This is a genomic window from Vibrio sp. 11986-1-5, from assembly GCF_963878025.1.
Lineage (GTDB): Bacteria > Pseudomonadota > Gammaproteobacteria > Enterobacterales > Vibrionaceae > Vibrio > Vibrio injensis.
The window spans coordinates 121,631-140,772 of the sequence record NZ_CAWNVW010000051.1 but is presented as its reverse complement, the minus strand read 5'-3'; the positions used below and the strand labels follow the sequence as shown (position 1 = coordinate 140,772).

The window sequence follows — 19,142 nt, the reverse complement described above, 5'->3', positions numbered from 1 at the left end:
CTATGCCTCCACTTTTTTAGGTGAACCGTCAGGTTTCAACATGGCAATAACGAAATCCATTGAAGATTCGATTTTGCCTTGGTTAACCGCAGCGGCAGGATCGACATGTTTTGGACAGACTTCTGAGCAGTAACCGACAAAGGTACAGCCCCAAGCGCCGTTATCACCGTTGATCAGCTTCATGCGTTCCGCTTTACCGTTATCTCGGCTATCCAAGTTATAGCGGTGTGCCAAGGTCAGTGCCGCTGGGCCGATAAACTCAGAGTTAAGTCCAAACTGAGGGCAAGCGGCGTAACACAAACCGCAGTTAATGCAGCCAGCAAACTGTTTATAACGGGCCATTTGTTCTGGCGTTTGTAAGTTTGCGCCATCTTCAGGGGTGCGATCATTGCCAATGATATAAGGTTTAATCGCTTCTAGCCGTTCGATAAACGGCGTCATATCAACGATCAGATCTTTCTCAATCGCAAAGTTGGCGAGTGGTTCAATTTTTACGCCGTTTGGATAATCACGTAGGAAGCTTTTGCAGGCTAACTTAGGCACACCATTGACCATGATGCCGCAAGAGCCGCAAATCGCCATCCGACAAGACCAACGATAAGCGAGATCTTTATCGACATTATCTTTGATGTAACCAAGAGCATCGAGGACTGACATTGTGTCATCAAACGGTATTTCAAACGCCTGTAAATGAGGCTTTGCATCTTTCTCTGGGTCGTAACGTAAAATATCAACTTTTTGCATACGGTTTGCTGCCATTATTTTTGCTCCTCTGCGCGTTGCTCAGCGGCTTTTTCTGCGGCGGCGGCTTGATCGGCGGCTTCACCGTAGAGGCGCGCTTTCGGTTGAGATTTAGTGATTTTTACATCGCTATAATCAATCTTTGGCGCGTTATCAGGTTGATAGAAGGCTAATGAGTGTTTCAGGAAGTTCACATCATCACGTTCAGTACAACCTTCATCTAAGCGCTGATGAGCACCGCGAGATTCTTTGCGTAGCATGGCTGAGTGTGCCATGGCTTGCGCTACTTCTAAGCCATAACCGACTTCAATCGCATACAGCAGATCGGTGTTAAAGACTTTGCCTTTATCTTTGATGCTGATGCGCTTATAACGCTCTTTCAGTTCGGCTAACTTATCGATGGTGGTTTGCATCAAATCAGCTTGACGATAGATACCACAACCGGCTTCCATGGTGTGACCCATTTCGGTGCGAATTGTTGCCCAGTTTTCATCACCTTCTTGATTCATTAAGGCTTGAATGCGATCTTCAACCGCTTTGACTTGTTGGTTTATCGCGGATTCATCCCAGCCTTTAAAGCTCTCTGCACGTTGCGCCGCATGTTCACCTGCGACACGGCCAAAGACAACAAATTCAGCTAATGAGTTAGAGCCTAAACGGTTGGCACCGTGTAGGCCCACCGAGGCACATTCACCCACAGCAAATAAGCCTTTAATGCGAGTTTCACACTGGCCATTGGTTTCGATACCACCCATGGTGTAATGTACGGTCGGGCGAATTGGAATGGGTTCTTTCGCTGGATCAACGTTAACGTAAGCCTTGGCAAGTTCGCAAATGAACGGTAAACGTTCTTGCAGATACTCTTCACCAAGATGACGAAGATCGAGGTGTACTACATCACCGAGCGGATGCTTGATGGTGTTGCCTTTTTGCTGTTCATGCCAGAAGGCTTGTGACACTTTGTCACGCGGGCCAAGTTCCATGTATTTATTTTTTGGCTGACCGACAGGCGTTTCTGGCCCCATGCCGTAATCTTGTAAATAACGATAACCATGTTTATTGACGATGATACCGCCTTCACCACGGCAACCTTCGGTCATCAAAATCCCCGTACCCGGTAAACCTGTTGGGTGATACTGGACAAATTCCATATCACGCAGTGGCACGCCATGACGATAAGCCATTGCCATACCATCACCGGTTACAATGCCACCGTTGGTATTACAGTGGTAAACACGGCCAGCACCACCGGTGGCGAGTACCACAGATTTTGCTTTAATAACGACCAGTTCACCTTCAGCCATATGAATGGCAATCAGACCTTGTACTTCACCATCAACCACCAATAAATCGACCACAAAGTATTCGTCAAAACGTTTAATTTGTGGGTATTTAATTGAGGTTTGGAAGAGGGTGTGCAGCATATGAAAGCCGGTTTTATCAGCGGCAAACCAAGTGCGCTCAACTTTCATGCCTCCAAAACGACGGACGTTGACTTCCCCGTTGTCTTTACGACTCCAAGGGCAACCCCATTGTTCCATCTGGATCATTTCACGGGTTGCATTAGCAACGAAATATTCAACGACATCCTGTTCACACAGCCAGTCACCACCACCAACGGTATCGTTAAAGTGATTGTCTAGGCTGTCTTCTTCCTTGATAACTGCTGCGGAGCCACCTTCAGCGGCAACGGTATGGGAACGCATAGGGTAAACTTTAGAAATTAGTGCAACTTCTAAATTTGGGTTAGCTTCAGCCGCTGCAATAGCAGTACGAAGACCAGCGCCACCAGCGCCGATGACTGCGATATCTGTGGTAATCGTTTGCACAGTTATCCTCCAGTGTAGTGTATTGTGAGGTTTGGTTATTGCCTCTGATTATTATGTGGCGCGTGATGCGGCTAGAAATACTCTTGATCCGCTCTCGCTACTCAACACTTGAACTCAAGTGCTGGCTCTAGTGTAGAAGAGCAGAACAAAGAAAAAATTGATTCTGTTGGGTTTTTGCTTCAGTAGTGCAAGTACAAGCATACTTAATGCGCTTTGTGTGATAACGATCACGTACATAATGTGTGTGGTGGTTTACTTGGTTTTTTAGTTTCTCAGAGTAAAATGATGCTCTTGATTCGATAACTGATACTTTTTATGAGCCAGCCACAGTGGATGCCGAGTGCATCAATCCTCCAATTGCAACAGCGTGCCCGTTTATTACAGGATATCCGCCAGTTTTTTGCTGAGCGTGAGGTATTAGAGGTGGATACGCCCGCCATGAGTCAGGCGACGGTAACCGATATCCATCTACAAACCTTTCAAACTCAATTTGTTGGACCAGATTATGCGGCTGGGCAAACCTTGTATCTGATGACCAGCCCTGAATTTCATATGAAACGCTTACTGGCAGCCGGTAGTGGTTCTATTTATCAAATTAATAAAGCGTTTCGTAATGAAGAAAATGGTCGTTATCATAATCCAGAGTTTACGCTCCTCGAATGGTATCGGGTCGGTTTTGATCATCATGATTTGATGGATGAGGTGGATGCTTTGTTGCAGAAGATACTCTCCACCGATACCGCGGAGAGAATGACTTATCAACACGCGTTTTTGCAGGTGTTAAACGTTTGTCCGCTTGAAGCCAGCTTAGCTGAGCTTAAGCAAGTGGCTGCTCAGTTAGGGCTTAGTGATATTGCTGAGCCTGAGCAAGATCGCGATACTTTGTTACAACTACTATTCAGTATGGGTGTTGAAAATCACATTGGTCAGCAGAAACCCGTATTTGTGTACGATTTTCCGGCCTCTCAAGCCGCGTTAGCCAAGGTAAACCGAAACGATCCACGAGTTGCAGATCGCTTTGAGGTGTATTTTAAAGGTATTGAATTAGCGAATGGATTCCATGAACTAGACGATGCGGCTGAGCAGCGTAAGCGCTTTGAGCAAGACAACCAAAAAAGAATTGCTATGGGTCTTGTTGCGCAGCCGATCGATGAAAATTTGCTTGCGGCTTTGACCTCAGGATTACCAGCTTGCGCGGGAGTCGCATTAGGTATTGATCGTTTGATTATGTTGGCTTTAGGTGAAGATCACATTGATAAGGTCACGGCTTTTCCTTTTCCTCGCGCTTAGCACTCGCGTCAAACTGGCAAGCCCGTTATACTCCATCACTGTTTTGAACTTCCACTGTAAGAGCACAGGATATGCAAGAGTACATTGACTTTTTTCAACAGAACATGATCCTCTCCCTCGCATGGGTAGGGGTGTTTATCGCGTTGATTTTAAATATTTATAAATCTTCTACCGCGGTCTATAAAGAGATCGGTGCCGCTCAGGTAACCCATTTAATGAACCGTGAGAATGGGATTGTGGTTGATATTCGTACTAAAGATGAATACAAGCAGGGACATATTACCGACGCAGTTCACATTTTATTATCTGAGATTAAAGCGGGTAACTTCCCTGCTATTGAAAAACACAAAACAGACCCCATCATTGTTGTATGTAAAACGGGTCATAATGCTCGTGAAGCTGCGACACTTCTGGCCAAAGCAGGATTTGAAAATGTGAGTCTGCTTAAAAATGGTTTAGTGACGTGGAGCGAAGCGAAGTTACCTTTGGTTCGTGGCAAAAAGTAATCGTTGCTGTGTTATTTTGAGTAATGTTGCTTGTCACAAGCTGTGCTAAATGATTCGATTAGTGAGAGTTGCCATTGCTTGGCAACTTACTCTGGATGATTTTGCCGATACTCGTTTAGTCTCAAGACAGTTAACTGACCACTATTTTTGATATTAAGGATTTTAATCATGGCTGAAGCCGCACAACAAGAAGCACCACAACAAAATTTCGCAATTCAACGCATTTTCCTCAAAGACGTTTCTTTTGAAGCGCCAAACTCTCCGACTATGTTTCAAAAAGAGTGGAATCCAGACGTCAAGCTGGATTTGGACACGCAAAGTCGCGAACTGGGTGAAGGCGTATACGAAGTTGTGCTTCGTCTGACTGTGACAGTAAAAAATGCGGAAGAAACCGCCTTCCTGTGTGAAGTTCAACAAGCGGGTATCTTTACTGCTGAACAAATGGAAGCGGGGCAATTGGCTCATTGTTTAGGCGCATTCTGCCCAAATATTCTTTTCCCTTATGCTCGTGAAACCATCTCTAGCCTAGTGGTTAAAGGTACTTTCCCGCAATTAAATCTAGCGCCAGTTAACTTCGATGCTCTATTTATGAACTACCTACAACAGCAAGCTGCTGGTGAAACCGCGCAAGCTTAATTGGATTGATGGTTGTCTATAATTCCTGACTACTTGACGTAGCTAAGAAATAGGTAGAAAAATGCACAGAGCTGCTCATTGAGCTAAGCGATGTGCATTTTTGTTTTTAGCTTCGATCTAATGTGCTGTTACGAGCCGTTCAGGTGATTCATCCATTCATTCACTATTTATTAGGTAAAAAAATGACCGATTCGAAAGCACACTCTATTAATGCCGAACCGATCACCATGACGGTGATCGGTGCCGGTTCTTACGGGACTTCTCTGGCCATTTCATTAGCACGTAATGGAGCTAATATAGTGCTATGGGGGCATGATCCTCAGCACATGGCTCGTCTACAGGCTGATCGTGCCAACCAAGAGTTCCTTCCTGGAATTGCGTTCCCAGACAGTTTAATCATTGAATCTGATTTATCGAAAGCGGTGCAAGCCAGTCAAGATCTGCTGGTTGTCGTTCCGAGCCATGTCTTTGGGGTTGTATTACGCAGTTTACAGCCTTATTTGCGTCAAGATAGCCGTCTTTGCTGGGCAACCAAAGGCCTTGAGCCTGAAACCGGGCGTTTATTACAAGACGTTGCGCATGAAATTCTCGGCGATCACGTTCCATTAGCGGTACTGTCTGGACCTACTTTTGCAAAAGAGCTCGCGATGGGTATGCCGACGGCAATAGCGGTAGCTTCACCTGATGCTCAGTTTGTCGCTGACTTGCAGGAAAAAATCCATTGTAATAAAACATTCCGAGTGTACGCCAATCATGATTTTATCGGCATGCAGCTTGGCGGTGCGGTAAAAAACGTGATTGCGATTGGTGCAGGCATGTCGGACGGGATTGGTTTTGGTGCTAATGCACGTACGGCGTTAATTACTCGAGGTTTAGCGGAGATGTCTCGTCTTGGCGCTGCCTTAGGAGCACAGCCAGAAACCTTTATGGGGATGGCAGGATTAGGTGACTTAGTGTTAACGTGTACCGATAACCAGTCTCGTAACCGTCGTTTTGGTTTGGCATTAGGTCAAGGGAAAGCGGTGGACACTGCTCAGCAAGAGATTGGGCAAGTGGTTGAAGGTTATCGTAATACTAAGGAAGTGTCGTTATTGGCTGCACGTATGGGCGTTGAGATGCCGATTGTCGAGCAAATCTATCAGGTATTATATCAAGGCAAAGATGCCCGTTTGGCTGCGCAAGACTTGCTCGCACGAGATAAAAAAGCTGAGCAATAATCGATGTTGTTAGTGTCATTAGTCATCGATAACGATTGAATTTCTAATACCTGATAGATACTGTGGAAGGATAGTGCTATCGCGACCCGTCTGGAGGATGAGCGTGATGAGGCTAACTCAGTGAAAGGCAAAATAAAATGAAGCAGTGCGCACAAAAAAAAGTTTGGCAAACCATCATCCAAGAAGCTCGTGAACAATCCGAGCAAGAGCCGATGTTGGCGAGTTTTTATCACGCGACGATCATTAAGCATGATAGTTTGTCAGCGGCATTAAGCTATATTTTAGCCAATAAACTCAATACAGCATCCATGCCAGCAATGGCGGTACGTGAAGTGGTGGAAGAGGCGTTGGCTGCAGATCCGACGATTAGTGAGTTTGCTGCGTGTGATATTTGCGCTACCGTCAATCGTGATCCGGCTGTATCCATGTACTCAATGCCGCTATTGTATTTAAAAGGTTATCATGCGCTACAGGGGTATCGTGTCGCGAACTGGCTGTGGAAGCAAGGGCGTATCGCATTAGCTACCTATTTACAAAATCAAATTTCAGTCGCTTGTCAGGTAGATATTCATCCTGCGGCCAAGATTGGTTGCGGAATCATGCTTGATCATGCAACAGGGATTGTGATTGGTGAAACAGCCGTTGTTGAAGATGATGTATCCATTTTACAAGATGTGACACTAGGCGGTACCGGAAAAGAGTGTGGTGATCGCCATCCGAAAATTCGTGAAGGAGTGATGATTGGCGCTGGGGCAAAAATCCTTGGCAACATAGAAGTTGGCGAAGGCGCGAAAATTGGTTCGTGTTCTGTGGTACTACAGCCAGTGCCTCCCCATACAACGGTTGCTGGAGTGCCTGCGCGTATTGTCGGTCGTCCGAAAACCGATAAGCCCTCATTAGATATGGACCAGCAATTTAATGGTCGTTCACAAACCTTTATTGGTGGTGATGGTATTTGACCGACTATCCCCCTTAGCTGCCCTGACCACTTTGAGTGGCGGTTAGGAAGGGAAGCAAACCAACAAAAAAAGAGGATGCTCGGCATCCTCTTTTTCATGTTGAGTCAATCAAACCATCGCATTGAGCTCAGCGAGCGTCTCTTCCGCCCATTCGATCCATGCTTGACGAGTGAGCAAATTACGACGCAAGGTTAGGCGTTCTAAACGTTGCTGTTTATCCATCATCGCAGGATTTGCATAATAGGCTGACTCGATATCTTGATAGTGGCTAACAAGCTTACGAGATTCTTCGATTAATCCAATTAATTGGAGACGATAAGGTTCAGCAGATTGTACTGAGCACGCCATGAGCTTAGCGCTGAATTCATCTCTAACCGTTGGATGTGCCGTTGGTTGGTCAAACCATTCACCTAGAGCACAACGGCCCGTTTCGGTGATTGAGTAAACTTTACGATCAGGCTTGCCATCTTGAGGCTCTAGTACACAAGTCACTAGCCCTTGTTGCCCCATTTTATTCAGTTCACGGTAAACTTGTTGATGACTTGCCTTCCAAAAATAGCCAATACTGGCTGAAAATTCCTTAGTGATATCGTATCCAGTAGCATCACGAGTACTAAGAACGGTAAGAATAACGTGTGGTAATGACATGTCTTTAATCCAAATGGTGAGTAACTTCGTAATTGACTGAACCATCTTATGTACTTCTATCGGCACATTGGGATATGAGGTATCAGTCACGCAGCATCGAGTGCTGTCACTGTCACCTTAAAAAGCCTGTATCACCTAGGATTATGATGTTGTATTGATTGGACTGTGATTTGAAATAGTTATTAGGGCATCACAGGGTTTTGCATTATATCTAAATAATAAGCATAAAGTAGAATAAAAACAGTTTTTTCAATAAAAAAGTTGATAATTTTCTCAATAATCGCGCCCGAGCCTATAAAAGGCCATCTAAAGATGGCCTTTTGCTCTTTGCTTAGAGTTTTATGCTAATTTAATCAACCTGTATTGCGCATTCCGGCTGCAATGCCTGCAATGGTGACCATCAACGCTTCCTCTAACTCGGGATCCGCCTCGGTGGATTGACGAGTCCGATACAACAATTCAGCTTGCAGCATGTTCAATGGCTCGACGTAGATGTTACGCAGACGAATCGACTCATGGCCCCACGGATCGCTTTGCATCAGGTTCTCATTGTTTTCAACATTGAGTACCGTTTTGATGTCTTTTTGGAGCTGGTCTCGTAAGCGATCACCCAATGGACGTAATGCTGGCTCGACCAAGCGTTGGTCATAGTAACGAGAGACATCAAGGTTACATTTTGTGTATACCATCTCTAACATGCCTAAGCGAGTGGAGAAGAATGGCCATTCACGACACATCTCTTCGAGCAGAGCTTGGTGGCCTTTATCAACCGAGTATTGAATCGCTTCACCAGCGCCGAGCCAAGCTGGGAGAACCAAACGGTTTTGACTCCATGAGAAGATCCAAGGAATCGCTCGTAGGCTCTCCACACCACCTTGCGGATTACGTTTGGCTGGGCGAGAGCCAAGCGGTAGTTTTCCGAGTTCAAGTTCAGGCGTTGCTTGACGGAAGTAAGGGACAAAATCCGCTTCACCACGCACAATAGCTCGATACGCTTCACAAGAGACTTGTGAGAGAACCTCCATTAAGTCGCGCCACTCTTGCTTTGGTTCTGGTGGTGGTAGTAGGTTCGCTTCTAAAATAGCGCTGGCGTAAAGATGTAAGCTGTTGATGGCAACTTCGGGCAAGCCAAGTTTAAAACGAATCATTTCCCCTTGTTCGGTGACGCGTAATCCGGCTTTTAAACTCTTCGGTGGTTGAGACAACAGCGCTGCATGAGCAGGCGCACCACCACGACCAATCGAGCCACCACGACCATGGAATAACGTGAGATCAATGCTTTCTTCTTCGCACACCTTGACTAGGTCTTCCATAGCCCGATATTGAGCCCATCCGGCGGCCATCACCCCTGCATCTTTTGCAGAATCAGAATAGCCAATCATTACCATTTGTTGGTTTTGAATGAAGCCACGATAGAGATCAATCGCGAGTAGCTGTTTGATTACGCTTTCAGCATTATTGAGATCGTCGAGCGTTTCAAACAATGGGCAAACACTCATTCGATAAGGACAGCCAGACTCTTTTAATAATAGATGGACAGCTAAGACATCAGAGGCGGTATGAGCCATAGAAATTACATAAGCACCAAAGGCATCTTGCGGTTGAGCTGCAATAATTTTGCACGTTTCTAAAACCTCTTTTACCGATTCAGACGGCTGCCAATCCAATGGAAGTAGTGGACGTTTGGAGCTCAGTTCATTGGTTAAAAAAGCCAGTTTGTCTTGTTCGCTCCACTGATTGTAATCGCCAATGCCTAGGTAGCGAGTAAGCTCGGACAATGCTTCGGCATGGCGGCTACTTTCTTGACGAATATCGAGACGAACCAAGTGGATACCAAAAGCCTTCACTCGGCGTAGAGCATCGAGTAGCGAACCGTCAGCAATGACGCCCATGCCACACTCATGCAGTGATTGATAGCACGCGTATAATGGATCCCATAGCTGGCTCTCGGTCCGTAAAGGCGCTTTAACCGCCAGTTTTTGGCCATGTAACTTGCTATCGAGAATATCCAGTGTTTCTTGCAATAAACTGCGTACACCTTTAAGAACGGCGCGATAAGGTTCGTGCTCTTCTTCGCCCGCTAAAGTGCGTAGCGCCTCTGTGCACTTGGTCATGGATAATTCGCTGATCAATTCATTAATATCAGCTAAGTATAAATCGGCGGCTTTCCAGCGTGAGAGGAGTAAGACTTCACGTGTCACACTATGGGTTACAAAGGGGTTACCGTCGCGATCTCCACCCATCCAAGATGAAAAATGCACTGGCCGTGCGTCAATCGGTAACCCTTCACCAAGGTTAGCCTTAATATTATCGTTTAACTCACGTAAAAATTCTGGAACGGCTTGCCAGAGTGAGTTCTCAACGACGGCAAAGCCCCATTTTGCTTCATCGAGTGGTGTTGGGCGTTGCTTACGAATGACGTCAGAGTGCCAGCCCTGAGCAATTAACTGCTCTAGACGACGTTCGGTTTTTTGACGCTCTTTAGAAGACAGATCGCTCAGTTCAAGATTCGATAAACATTGGTTAATTTTGACCAAATTATTGATCATAGTACGACGAGTGATCTCAGTCGGATGAGCGGTAAGAACTAATTCGATGTTTAAATCACGAACGGCTTGGATTGCATCAAATTGGCTGATTTTTTTATCCGCTAATTTGCTAAACAAGCTTTGCAGTGCATTGGAGTCGTCTAGATGGTCTTCACTGTGTCGAGAAATAGTGTGATATTGATCAGCGATATTGGTTAAGTTGAGAAATTGATTAAAAGCGCGCGCGACCGGAGTCAGTTGATCATTATTGAGGTGCTTGATTTCTTCGATGAGTTTTTCTCGGTCGGCTTGGTTGCCTGCTCGAGCTGATTTAGAAAGTTGTCGGATGGTTTCGACTTTTGCCAAAATAACGTCGCCGTCAGCGGCTTGGATGGTTTGCCCTAGTAATCGACCCAGCATGCTCACGTTACTTTTTAGAGCGGCGTATTTTTCATTCATTATCATCCTGCCTTGTAAAAAAATTACATCCAATGTCATCTATTTAATTACACAATCTAGCGAAGTTTGTCTAGTGGAGTCAAACAAAGCATACAAAGATTTCATTTATGTCAGGCTGTATTTTGTTAGAGAAATGGTGGCAAAATAACTTATTTTGTTGAAATTTTCTTACAATTGACCGAAATCGTTATCATGGTTATGCCAGCATTATGGATTTGAATCTTTGAATGGGGGGCTGCGCCGCTCTCGCTATCAACGCGGTTCAACGAGCGGCGCGGAGGAAAAAGGATTACTCAGTAAAGCAGTATTTATTGATGGCTTGAGAAAGAATATTCACGGTCGGTTCGATAAAATCGAAGGATAAATATTCATCGGGTTGATGCGCTTGATCGATAGAGCCGGGACCAAGAACTAGAGTTGGACATAACTGCTGTAGAAACGGAGCTTCGGTGCAATAATTGACCGTTTGTGAGGGTTGTCCACACAGTTCGCTCACGCCAAGAATAAACGGGTGATCGTGCTGGCATTCATAACCAGGGATCGGCTCATGTAATGCTTCAATCGCAATACGGCCAGGCCATTTGTCTTGAACATCTTTGAGTGCACCGCGCAGTAGATTATCGAGCCCATCTAAGCTAATTCCCGGTAAAGGCCGGACATCATAATGCAGCTCACAGCAGCCACAGATACGGTTCGGACTATCGCCGCCATGAATATGGCCGAGGTTGAGGGTCGGGCTTGGGATCTCGAAGCCCGGGTGATGATACTCTTTAATCAGTCGGTCACGCAGTTGCATCAGGGCAAACATGACTTCGTACATAATCTCAATCGCATTAACGCCCAGCGCAGGATTGGATGAATGACCAGACTGCCCTGTAACACGAATCGCATTGGCGACGTGGCCTTTATGTCCACGAACTGGCACTAAGCTGGTCGGTTCACCAATAATGCAGTAATCGGGTTGAAAAGGCGCGTTAGCTGTAAAATGTCTGGCACCCAACATAGTCGTCTCTTCATCACAGGTCGCTAAAACATACAGGGGTTTATTTTGCTTACTCCAATCGATATTTTTGACTGCCTGATAAATGAAAGCAAAAAAACCCTTCATATCAGCTGTGCCTAAGCCGTAGAAACGATCGTTGGCCTGAGTTAAAGCATGAGGTTCAAAGTTCCAGCGGCCTTGATCAAAAGGCACGGTATCACTGTGTCCTGCTAAGAGTAACCCACCTTCACCAGTGCCTTTTTGGGCAATTAAATTATGTTTTCCTGGCGCAACCTCTTCCACTTGGGTGGTAAAACCGAGCGCTTCAAACCATTCTGCTAATTTAGCAATCACCTCACTATTACCGTGATCCCATGTTGGGTCAGTGGAGCTAATGGAAGGCGTGGAAATCAGGCCCGAATAGACCTCCAAGAAACTGGGTAATTGCATATTATCTTTGCTCCTACTATTGACAGAATATCGCTGAAAATGTAAAACACATATTAAATCACTTTTTATGAATAAAAAACCAATTAAAACCCGTTTTTATAAATTAAAAATCAGTTTTAATTTAGGTTTTGCTCCGTTTGGGATGGGTATTAATGTTAAAAACCGCAATTATTGGTGCAAGTGGCTATACCGGTGCTGAATTGGCACTGATGGTGGAAAAACACCCTCAACTCAAACTAGCAGGTTTATATGTTTCCGCCAACAGCCTCGATGCAGGAAAATCAATGGCCGAGTTGCACGGTAAACTAGCGAATTTGGTTGATATGGAGATTCAGCCTCTCGTTGACCCACTTGTTGTTGCGAGTGACTGCGATGTGGTGTTTTTAGCTACAGCACATGAAGTCAGTCACGACCTAGCACCAATTTTTCTTGCCCAAGGTTGTCAGGTGTTTGACTTATCTGGTGCTTTTCGTGTGAAAAGTGAGGGGTTCTATCCCAATTATTATGGTTTTGACCACCAACATCGTGAATGGTTAGACAAAGCGGTTTACGGCTTAGCGGAATGGAATCGGGAAGCGATTCAGCATGGTTCACTGATAGCCGTGGCGGGATGCTATCCGACAGCGGCGCAGTTGGCTATCAAGCCATTGATTAACGCAAGTTTACTCGATACTGAGCAGTGGCCAGTGATTAATGCGACCAGTGGTGTAACTGGCGCTGGTAGAAAAGCCACCCTAAGCAACAGTTTTTGCGAAGTGAGTTTACAACCTTATGGCGTCTTTACTCATCGTCACCAACCAGAAATTGCCACCCATCTAGGCTGTGAGGTGATCTTCACTCCTCATCTGGGTAATTTTAAACGGGGCATTTTAGCGACGATAACCATGAAGTTGGCTGCTGGTGTCACAGCGCAGCAGGTCGATGAGGCGTTTATTCAAGCTTATGCTGATAAACCCGCGGTCAGACTGAAATCCAGTTTACCATCGATTAAAGATGTTGAATTTACGCCATTTTGCGATTTGGGTTGGCGTGTACAGGGCCAGCATCTGATCGTCGTTTCGGCGATTGATAATTTGTTAAAAGGGGCATCGAGTCAAGCGATGCAATGTTTAAATATTCATTACGGTTTTTCTGAGCTAACGGCTTTGGTGTAAAGCACCAAGCGTAAGGGTGAAATATGATAGATACACAGCATAATCCATTGGTGATTAAATTAGGCGGCGCAGCGCTGTCTTGTTCTGACACGCTAAGCAAATTGTTTGGCGCTATCGCACTGTATCAAGCTCAAGCTCAGCGACGAATTGTCATTGTTCATGGTGGCGGTTATTTGGTTGATGAGTTAATGGCAAAATTACACCTGCCGACGGTAAAGAAAGAAGGGCTACGTGTTACCCCTTATGAACAAATTCCTTTTATTGCCGGAGCGTTAGCAGGAACGGCCAATAAAATGCTCCAAGGACAAGCCATAAAAGACGGTTTGAATGCTATCGGATTATGTTTAGCGGATGGTGGCCTATGTCAAGTTGAAGAGCTCGATCCTGAGCTTGGGGCGGTAGGTAAAGCTCTGCCGGGTAATTCACAACTGTTACAAGCCATTCTTAATGCTGGCGGGCTACCGATCATCAGTTCGATTGGTCTTACTGCAAGCGGACAAATGATGAATGTCAATGCCGATCAAGCGGCGGTGGCGGTAGCCGGTGCTTTGGATGCCGAGTTAGTTTTGCTCTCTGATGTGAGTGGAGTCTTGGATGGCAAAGGGCATTTATTGGCCAGCTTAAATGCCCAGCAAGCGACTAGTTTGATTGCTGGTAAAGTGATCACCGATGGCATGATCGTTAAAGTCAAGGCTGCGCTAGAGGCCGCCAATGATTTGGGACGTCCTATTCAAGTGGCGACATGGCGTTACCCAGAGAAACTGCACAAGCTATTTGCTGGTGAAAGTATTGGAACCCAATTTTTACCACAATAAATCACACAGGCAATCGGTGGCGGAGAGCCACTAAACACAATCAATAGGCCTTAGTGCAGACCGTGAATCGGCGGTACTGGGCAATGGAGAAAGCGTCAATGAGTAAAGTTCAAGTTAATAAAGTAGTGGTTGCCTATTCTGGTGGTCTGGATACTTCGGTAATTATTCCATGGTTAAAAGAAAACTATGCCTGTGAAGTTGTTGCCTTTGTCGCAGATGTCGGCCAAGGAGAAGAAGAGCTACAAGGTATTGAAGAAAAAGCGAAAGCCTCGGGTGCTTCAGAGTGTTATGTCGTCGATTTAAAAGAACAGATGGTTGCTGAGTATATTTATCCAACCTTAAAGACGGGGGCGTATTATGAAGGAAAATACCTGCTAGGGACCTCAATGGCTCGGCCAATTATTGCGAAAGCGCAAGTAGAGATCGCTCGTAAAGTAGGCGCTGATGCCCTGTGTCATGGTTGTACTGGTAAAGGTAACGATCAAGTACGTTTTGAAGGCGCGTTTGCTGCCCTTGCACCGGATTTACATGTAATCGCGCCATGGCGAGAATGGGATATTGTCAGCCGCGAAGAGTGCCTCGACTATTTGGCTGAACGTAATATCCCTTGCGCTGCATCGTTGACTAAAATCTATTCACGTGATGCTAATGCGTGGCACATTTCGACGGAAGGTGGCGTACTCGAGAGTACTTGGAATGCCCCTAATGAGGACTGCTGGGTATGGACCGTTGATCCTGAACAAGCACCAAATGAAGCTGAGTATGTCACTTTACAAGTGGAAAAAGGTCAGGTAGTTGGTGTTGATGGTGAATTGATGACACCTTATAACGCCTTAGTTTATTTGAACGAAAAAGGCGCTAAACATGGTGTTGGTCGAATCGATATTGTTGAAAACCGTCTGGTCGGTATGAAATCTCGCGGCTGTTATGAAACTCCGGGGGGGACGATTATGATGGAAGCGCTACGTGCGGTTGAACAGTTGGTACTAGATAAAGCATCGTTTGAGTTTCGTGAAGAGCTTGGCATTAAAGCCTCACATCTGGTGTATGATGGCCGTTGGTTCACCCCACTACGTGAAGCAGTGTTTGCCGCTGCCGATCAGCTCGCTCAGCAGGTTAATGGTGAAGTGGTGATCAAGCTTTACAAAGGGCAAGCGATCGCCACTCAGAAACGTTCTGCGAACAGTTTGTATTCAGAAGCGTTTGCTACCTTTGGGGCTGATGAAGTGTATGACCAAAGTCATGCTGGTGGGTTCATTCGTTTGTACTCCTTAGCCAGTCGGATTCGTGCCATGAACGAAAACAAATAACCATCAGGATATGGAGTGATGGTACTGTAAGAGATTCGTCCACAAGGATCGCTAAGCGATCCTTGTTTTTAACCCGAGTACAAGATGTTTTCCTATGGCGTATGCGCCTTAGGTCAAAGGTAGGAGAAACGCAATGGCATTATGGGGCGGAAGATTTACCCAAGCAGCAGACACCCGGTTTAAACAATTTAACGACTCCCTGCGTTTTGACTACCGATTAGCTGAGCAAGATATTGTCGGCTCGATTGCTTGGTCGAAAGCGTTACGGTCGGTGAAGGTACTGACAGAACAAGAGCAGCAAGCGCTAGAATTGGCATTAAATGAGTTAAAGCTTGCGGTAATGGAAGATCCTGAGCAGATTCTGTCATCGGATGCGGAAGATATTCACTCATGGGTTGAGCAGCAACTGATCGGTAAAGTCGGTGATTTAGGTAAAAAGCTGCACACTGGACGTTCACGTAATGATCAAGTCGCCACCGATTTAAAATTATGGTGTCGTCAGCAAGGCCAGCAGTTACTGCTCGGCTTGGATAGATTGCAGAGTCAGTTGGTTTCGGTTGCGGAGCAACATCAAGCCACTGTTTTGCCTGGCTATACACATTTGCAGCGTGCTCAACCGGTGACCTTCGCCCATTGGTGTTTAGCTTATGTCGAAATGTTTGAGCGTGATTATTCACGCTTAAAAGATGCGCTACAACGATTAGATACCTGTCCACTTGGTTCTGGTGCACTGGCAGGAACCGCTTATCCTATCGATCGTCAGCAATTAGCTCATGATCTCGGGTTTCGCCGGGCTACGCGTAATTCACTCGATTCGGTGTCGGATCGCGATCATGTGATGGAACTAATGTCGGTAGCATCGATTTCGATGCTTCACTTGTCGCGTTTAGCCGAAGATATGATCTTCTATAACTCCGGTGAGTCTGGATTTATTGAATTAGCAGATACGGTAACCTCTGGTTCATCATTAATGCCGCAGAAGAAAAACCCCGATGCTCTGGAATTGATCCGTGGTAAAACTGGTCGGGTTTATGGGGCATTAGCGGCGATGATGATGACCGTAAAAGCTTTGCCTTTAGCCTACAACAAAGACATGCAAGAAGATAAAGAAGGGCTGTTTGACGCGCTTGATACTTGGCATGATTGTATGGAAATGGCAGTCTTGTGTTTTGACGGGATCAAAGTGAAAACTGAGCGGACTTTAGAAGCGGCCAAACAAGGGTATGCTAATGCTACTGAGCTGGCCGACTATTTAGTTGCTAAAGGTATTCCGTTTCGTGAAGCACACCATATTGTTGGCGTCGCGGTAGTTGGCGCTATCGAAAAAGGCTGCGCATTGGAAGAGTTATCCTTGGCTGAGTTAAAAGCCTTTTCTCCTGTGATTGAAGATGATGTTTACGCCATTTTAACCATCGAATCATGCTTAGAAAAACGCAGTGCACTCGGTGGCGTCGCTCCGTCACAAGTGGCTTATGCCGTTGAAGAGGCCGAAAAACGTTTGGCGAAGCGGGATGCAAGTGCGGTCAAAGTACGTCCAGCACGCTTAACCGATATTGAACGTTTAGAAGGCATGGTTGCTTATTGGGCAAACATGGGCGAGAACTTACCGCGTTCACGAAGCGACATTGTACGCGATATTGGTTCGTTCGCTGTGGCTGAACATCATGGTGAGATAACGGGATGCGCCTCGCTCTACGTTTACGATTCAGGATTAGCAGAAATTCGTTCTCTTGGGGTTGAAGCGGGCTGGCAGCGTCAAGGTCAAGGGCGTGCGATTGTCCATTACTTAGTGAAAAAAGCCCAGCAAATGGCGATTAATAAAGTGTTCGTACTGACTCGTTCTCCGGAGTTCTTTATGAAACTGAACTTTATTCCAACCTCGAAAACGTTATTGCCGGAAAAGGTATTAAAAGATTGTGAGCAGTGCCCGCGGCAACATGCTTGTGATGAAGTAGCCTTAGAAGTGGATTTTGCCCAACGGATTGTTATCCATCAACGATAAGTGTTGAGATCTTTTATGGTGAAACCAAGCAAAAGAAAAGATCAAAAAAGATCGTGTAAAGTGGAACCAACCAGAAAAAGCACAGTCTATATCTATACCACTGCTTTTTCTTAGATCGCTCTAAGAGAGCCCTAAAACTCCTTTTCGTTTTAGGGCTTTTTTGTGGGCGAGTGATCAGTCGAGTTTTTTTGACGCTCTCGCCAAGGCAGTACGACAAACTTCATCCATAAATGTAAAAATAACAAACCATTAAAAGCGAAACCTGCGAAGAGAAGGGCGATGGATGCGATGGCGGTTGGCTCATTTCTAAATAACCAAAACCAGACTCCCCAGCAAGCGACAGATAGTACGGTTAACCAATCAATACAGCGTTGGCAACGACCGATTTTTTTCCAGAACCATGCTTGATCACAGTAGTGACAACTGGTGAGTTTCATGGTGACTCCTTAATGGATGAGGTGCAGCGCTTAAGTATGTTATCGCGTTAAGCGAAACACGAGAAGTATTAACCCATCAGTGTGAGATTAGTGGCAAAACATAAAAGCTTTGATAGTCATCAGCATTCAATGTTATGGTTTTTGATAGGTATATTCTTACTGCAGCAGTGACGCTATAACGAGACGCCTTTTCTGTTGCTTTCGATATGATTGATGGTTTTTATCTAGGAATAAGATGAACATTCGAGATTTTGAATACTTAGTTGCTCTTGCTGAGCACAAGCATTTTCGTAAAGCCGCTGAATCCTGCTTTGTCAGTCAGCCGACTCTTAGTGGACAAATTCGCAAGCTAGAAGATGAACTTGGTACGGTATTGTTAGAGCGTAGTAGTCGGCGGGTATTATTTACCGATTCTGGGCTACAGCTTGTTGACCAAGCCAAACGTATTCTCAGTGAAATTAAAGTTTTCAAAGATATGGCCAGTCAACAGGGAGGGGCCATGAGTGGCCCGATGCACATTGGGTTTATTCCGACGCTAGGCCCTTATTTATTGCCGAAGATTATCCCTGAGCTCAAAGCTCGTTTTCCCGACTTGGCGCTCTATTTACATGAAGCGCAAACGCATCAATTAGTGCGTCAGTTAGAAGAGGGCAAGCTCGATTGCTTGGTATTAGCCTCGGTTGAGGAGAGTGCCCCTTTTAAAGAGATCGATATCTACAATGAGCCGATGAGTATTGCTGTGCCTTGTTCACACGAATGGGCCAATCGTGATGAGGTGGATATGTTGGAACTGAACGGTAAAACCGTATTGGCATTAGGCGATGGTCACTGCTTACGTGACCAAGCGTTAGGTTTTTGTTTTGCTGCGGGGGCGAAAGACGATGAGCGTTTTAAAGCCACCAGTTTAGAAACCTTACGTAATATGGTCGCCGCTGGGGCTGGGATTACTTTGTTACCTCAGCTCTCGCTACCGGATGAAAAAACCAAAGATGGTGTATGTTATATCAAAGCGGTCAATCCACAGCCATCACGACAAATTGTTTTGGCTTATCGCCCCGGTTCACCGCTGCGCCAGCGCTATGAACAGCTAGCTCAGGTGATGAAAGAGCGCCTACAAGCGTTAGCCACTCAATAGCCTGCCTGTTCAGTGTCTGAAAATAACACCGCCCCTAATTGGGG

Annotated in this window: 16 protein-coding genes; 10 read left to right on the top strand and 6 right to left on the bottom strand. The window is 45.6% G+C overall.

The genetic code is table 11. The features are described from left to right. Complete coding sequence (locus tag AACS00_RS13660) at positions 1 to 759, bottom strand: succinate dehydrogenase/fumarate reductase iron-sulfur subunit (protein ID WP_072670476.1); 759 nt, start codon at positions 757 to 759, stop codon at positions 1 to 3. Beyond that, positions 759 to 2,570, bottom strand: coding sequence for a fumarate reductase (quinol) flavoprotein subunit (gene frdA, locus AACS00_RS13655; protein WP_072670475.1), 1,812 nt, complete (start codon positions 2,568 to 2,570; stop codon positions 759 to 761). Before frdA ends, AACS00_RS13660 begins: the two co-directional genes overlap by 1 nt. A 315-nt stretch (positions 2,571 to 2,885) precedes the next feature. On the opposite strand from frdA, the gene epmA reads away from it, so the two are divergent. The 5 genes from epmA to cysE all read left to right on the top strand — a co-directional run bounded on the left by epmA (position 2,886) and on the right by cysE (position 7,178). Then, positions 2,886 to 3,860: an elongation factor P--(R)-beta-lysine ligase gene (gene epmA, locus AACS00_RS13650; protein ID WP_110167727.1), complete on the top strand. Its 975-nt coding sequence runs from the start codon at positions 2,886 to 2,888 to the stop codon at positions 3,858 to 3,860. Positions 3,861 to 3,931: 71 nt separating this feature from the next. Continuing rightward, positions 3,932 to 4,366 (top strand): rhodanese-like domain-containing protein, encoded by a 435-nt coding sequence (locus AACS00_RS13645; protein WP_072670473.1) that lies wholly within the window; start codon positions 3,932 to 3,934, stop codon positions 4,364 to 4,366. A 168-nt stretch (positions 4,367 to 4,534) separates the two neighbouring features. After that, on the top strand, positions 4,535 to 5,002 hold the full coding sequence (gene secB, locus AACS00_RS13640) for a protein-export chaperone SecB (RefSeq protein WP_004394468.1): 468 nt from the start codon (positions 4,535 to 4,537) through the stop codon (positions 5,000 to 5,002). Positions 5,003 to 5,184: 182 nt separating this feature from the next. Continuing rightward, a complete protein-coding gene (gene gpsA, locus AACS00_RS13635; RefSeq protein ID WP_110167783.1) occupies positions 5,185 to 6,219 on the top strand; it encodes an NAD(P)H-dependent glycerol-3-phosphate dehydrogenase in 1,035 nt (344 codons plus the stop codon). A 137-nt stretch (positions 6,220 to 6,356) separates the two neighbouring features. Further along, a complete protein-coding gene (gene cysE, locus AACS00_RS13630) occupies positions 6,357 to 7,178 on the top strand; it encodes a serine O-acetyltransferase (RefSeq protein WP_072670472.1) in 822 nt (273 codons plus the stop codon). A 108-nt stretch (positions 7,179 to 7,286) separates the two neighbouring features. On the opposite strand, the gene AACS00_RS13625 is transcribed toward cysE, so the two are convergent. From AACS00_RS13625 to argE, 3 genes are all read right to left on the bottom strand, one after another. Beyond that, positions 7,287 to 7,826, bottom strand: a complete 540-nt coding sequence (locus AACS00_RS13625; RefSeq protein WP_110167782.1) for a PadR family transcriptional regulator — start codon at positions 7,824 to 7,826, stop codon at positions 7,287 to 7,289. A gap of 353 nt (positions 7,827 to 8,179) precedes the next feature. Beyond that, the gene (ppc, locus tag AACS00_RS13620; protein ID WP_110167726.1) at positions 8,180 to 10,813 is read right to left on the bottom strand and encodes a phosphoenolpyruvate carboxylase; all 2,634 of its coding nucleotides are present in this window, start codon (positions 10,811 to 10,813) and stop codon (positions 8,180 to 8,182) included. Positions 10,814 to 11,102: 289 nt separating this feature from the next. Further along, positions 11,103 to 12,245 carry an acetylornithine deacetylase gene (argE, locus tag AACS00_RS13615; protein ID WP_072670470.1) on the bottom strand — a complete coding sequence of 381 codons (1,143 nt, stop codon included), beginning with the start codon at positions 12,243 to 12,245 and terminating at the stop codon, positions 11,103 to 11,105. A 152-nt stretch (positions 12,246 to 12,397) separates the two neighbouring features. On the opposite strand from argE, the gene argC reads away from it, so the two are divergent. The 4 genes from argC (at position 12,398) to argH (ending at position 17,526) form a co-directional block, all read left to right on the top strand. Next, positions 12,398 to 13,399: an N-acetyl-gamma-glutamyl-phosphate reductase gene (gene argC, locus AACS00_RS13610; RefSeq protein ID WP_072670469.1), complete on the top strand. Its 1,002-nt coding sequence runs from the start codon at positions 12,398 to 12,400 to the stop codon at positions 13,397 to 13,399. 23 nt (positions 13,400 to 13,422) lie between these two features. Further along, the gene (gene argB, locus AACS00_RS13605; RefSeq protein WP_072670468.1) at positions 13,423 to 14,214 is read left to right on the top strand and encodes an acetylglutamate kinase; all 792 of its coding nucleotides are present in this window, start codon (positions 13,423 to 13,425) and stop codon (positions 14,212 to 14,214) included. Positions 14,215 to 14,312: 98 nt separating this feature from the next. Beyond that, positions 14,313 to 15,524 (top strand): argininosuccinate synthase, encoded by a 1,212-nt coding sequence (locus AACS00_RS13600; RefSeq protein ID WP_110167725.1) that lies wholly within the window; start codon positions 14,313 to 14,315, stop codon positions 15,522 to 15,524. A gap of 133 nt (positions 15,525 to 15,657) precedes the next feature. After that, positions 15,658 to 17,526, top strand: coding sequence for an argininosuccinate lyase (argH, locus tag AACS00_RS13595; protein WP_110167724.1), 1,869 nt, complete (start codon positions 15,658 to 15,660; stop codon positions 17,524 to 17,526). Positions 17,527 to 17,675: 149 nt separating this feature from the next. Here argH and AACS00_RS13590 read toward each other — a convergent pair whose 3' ends face one another. Continuing rightward, positions 17,676 to 17,963 carry a DUF3624 domain-containing protein gene (locus tag AACS00_RS13590; RefSeq protein ID WP_040903944.1) on the bottom strand — a complete coding sequence of 96 codons (288 nt, stop codon included), beginning with the start codon at positions 17,961 to 17,963 and terminating at the stop codon, positions 17,676 to 17,678. A 235-nt stretch (positions 17,964 to 18,198) separates the two neighbouring features. Between AACS00_RS13590 and oxyR the strand changes: the two genes are divergently transcribed. After that, positions 18,199 to 19,098 carry a DNA-binding transcriptional regulator OxyR gene (gene oxyR, locus AACS00_RS13585; RefSeq protein ID WP_110167723.1) on the top strand — a complete coding sequence of 300 codons (900 nt, stop codon included), beginning with the start codon at positions 18,199 to 18,201 and terminating at the stop codon, positions 19,096 to 19,098. Positions 19,099 to 19,142 lie beyond the last annotated feature (44 nt).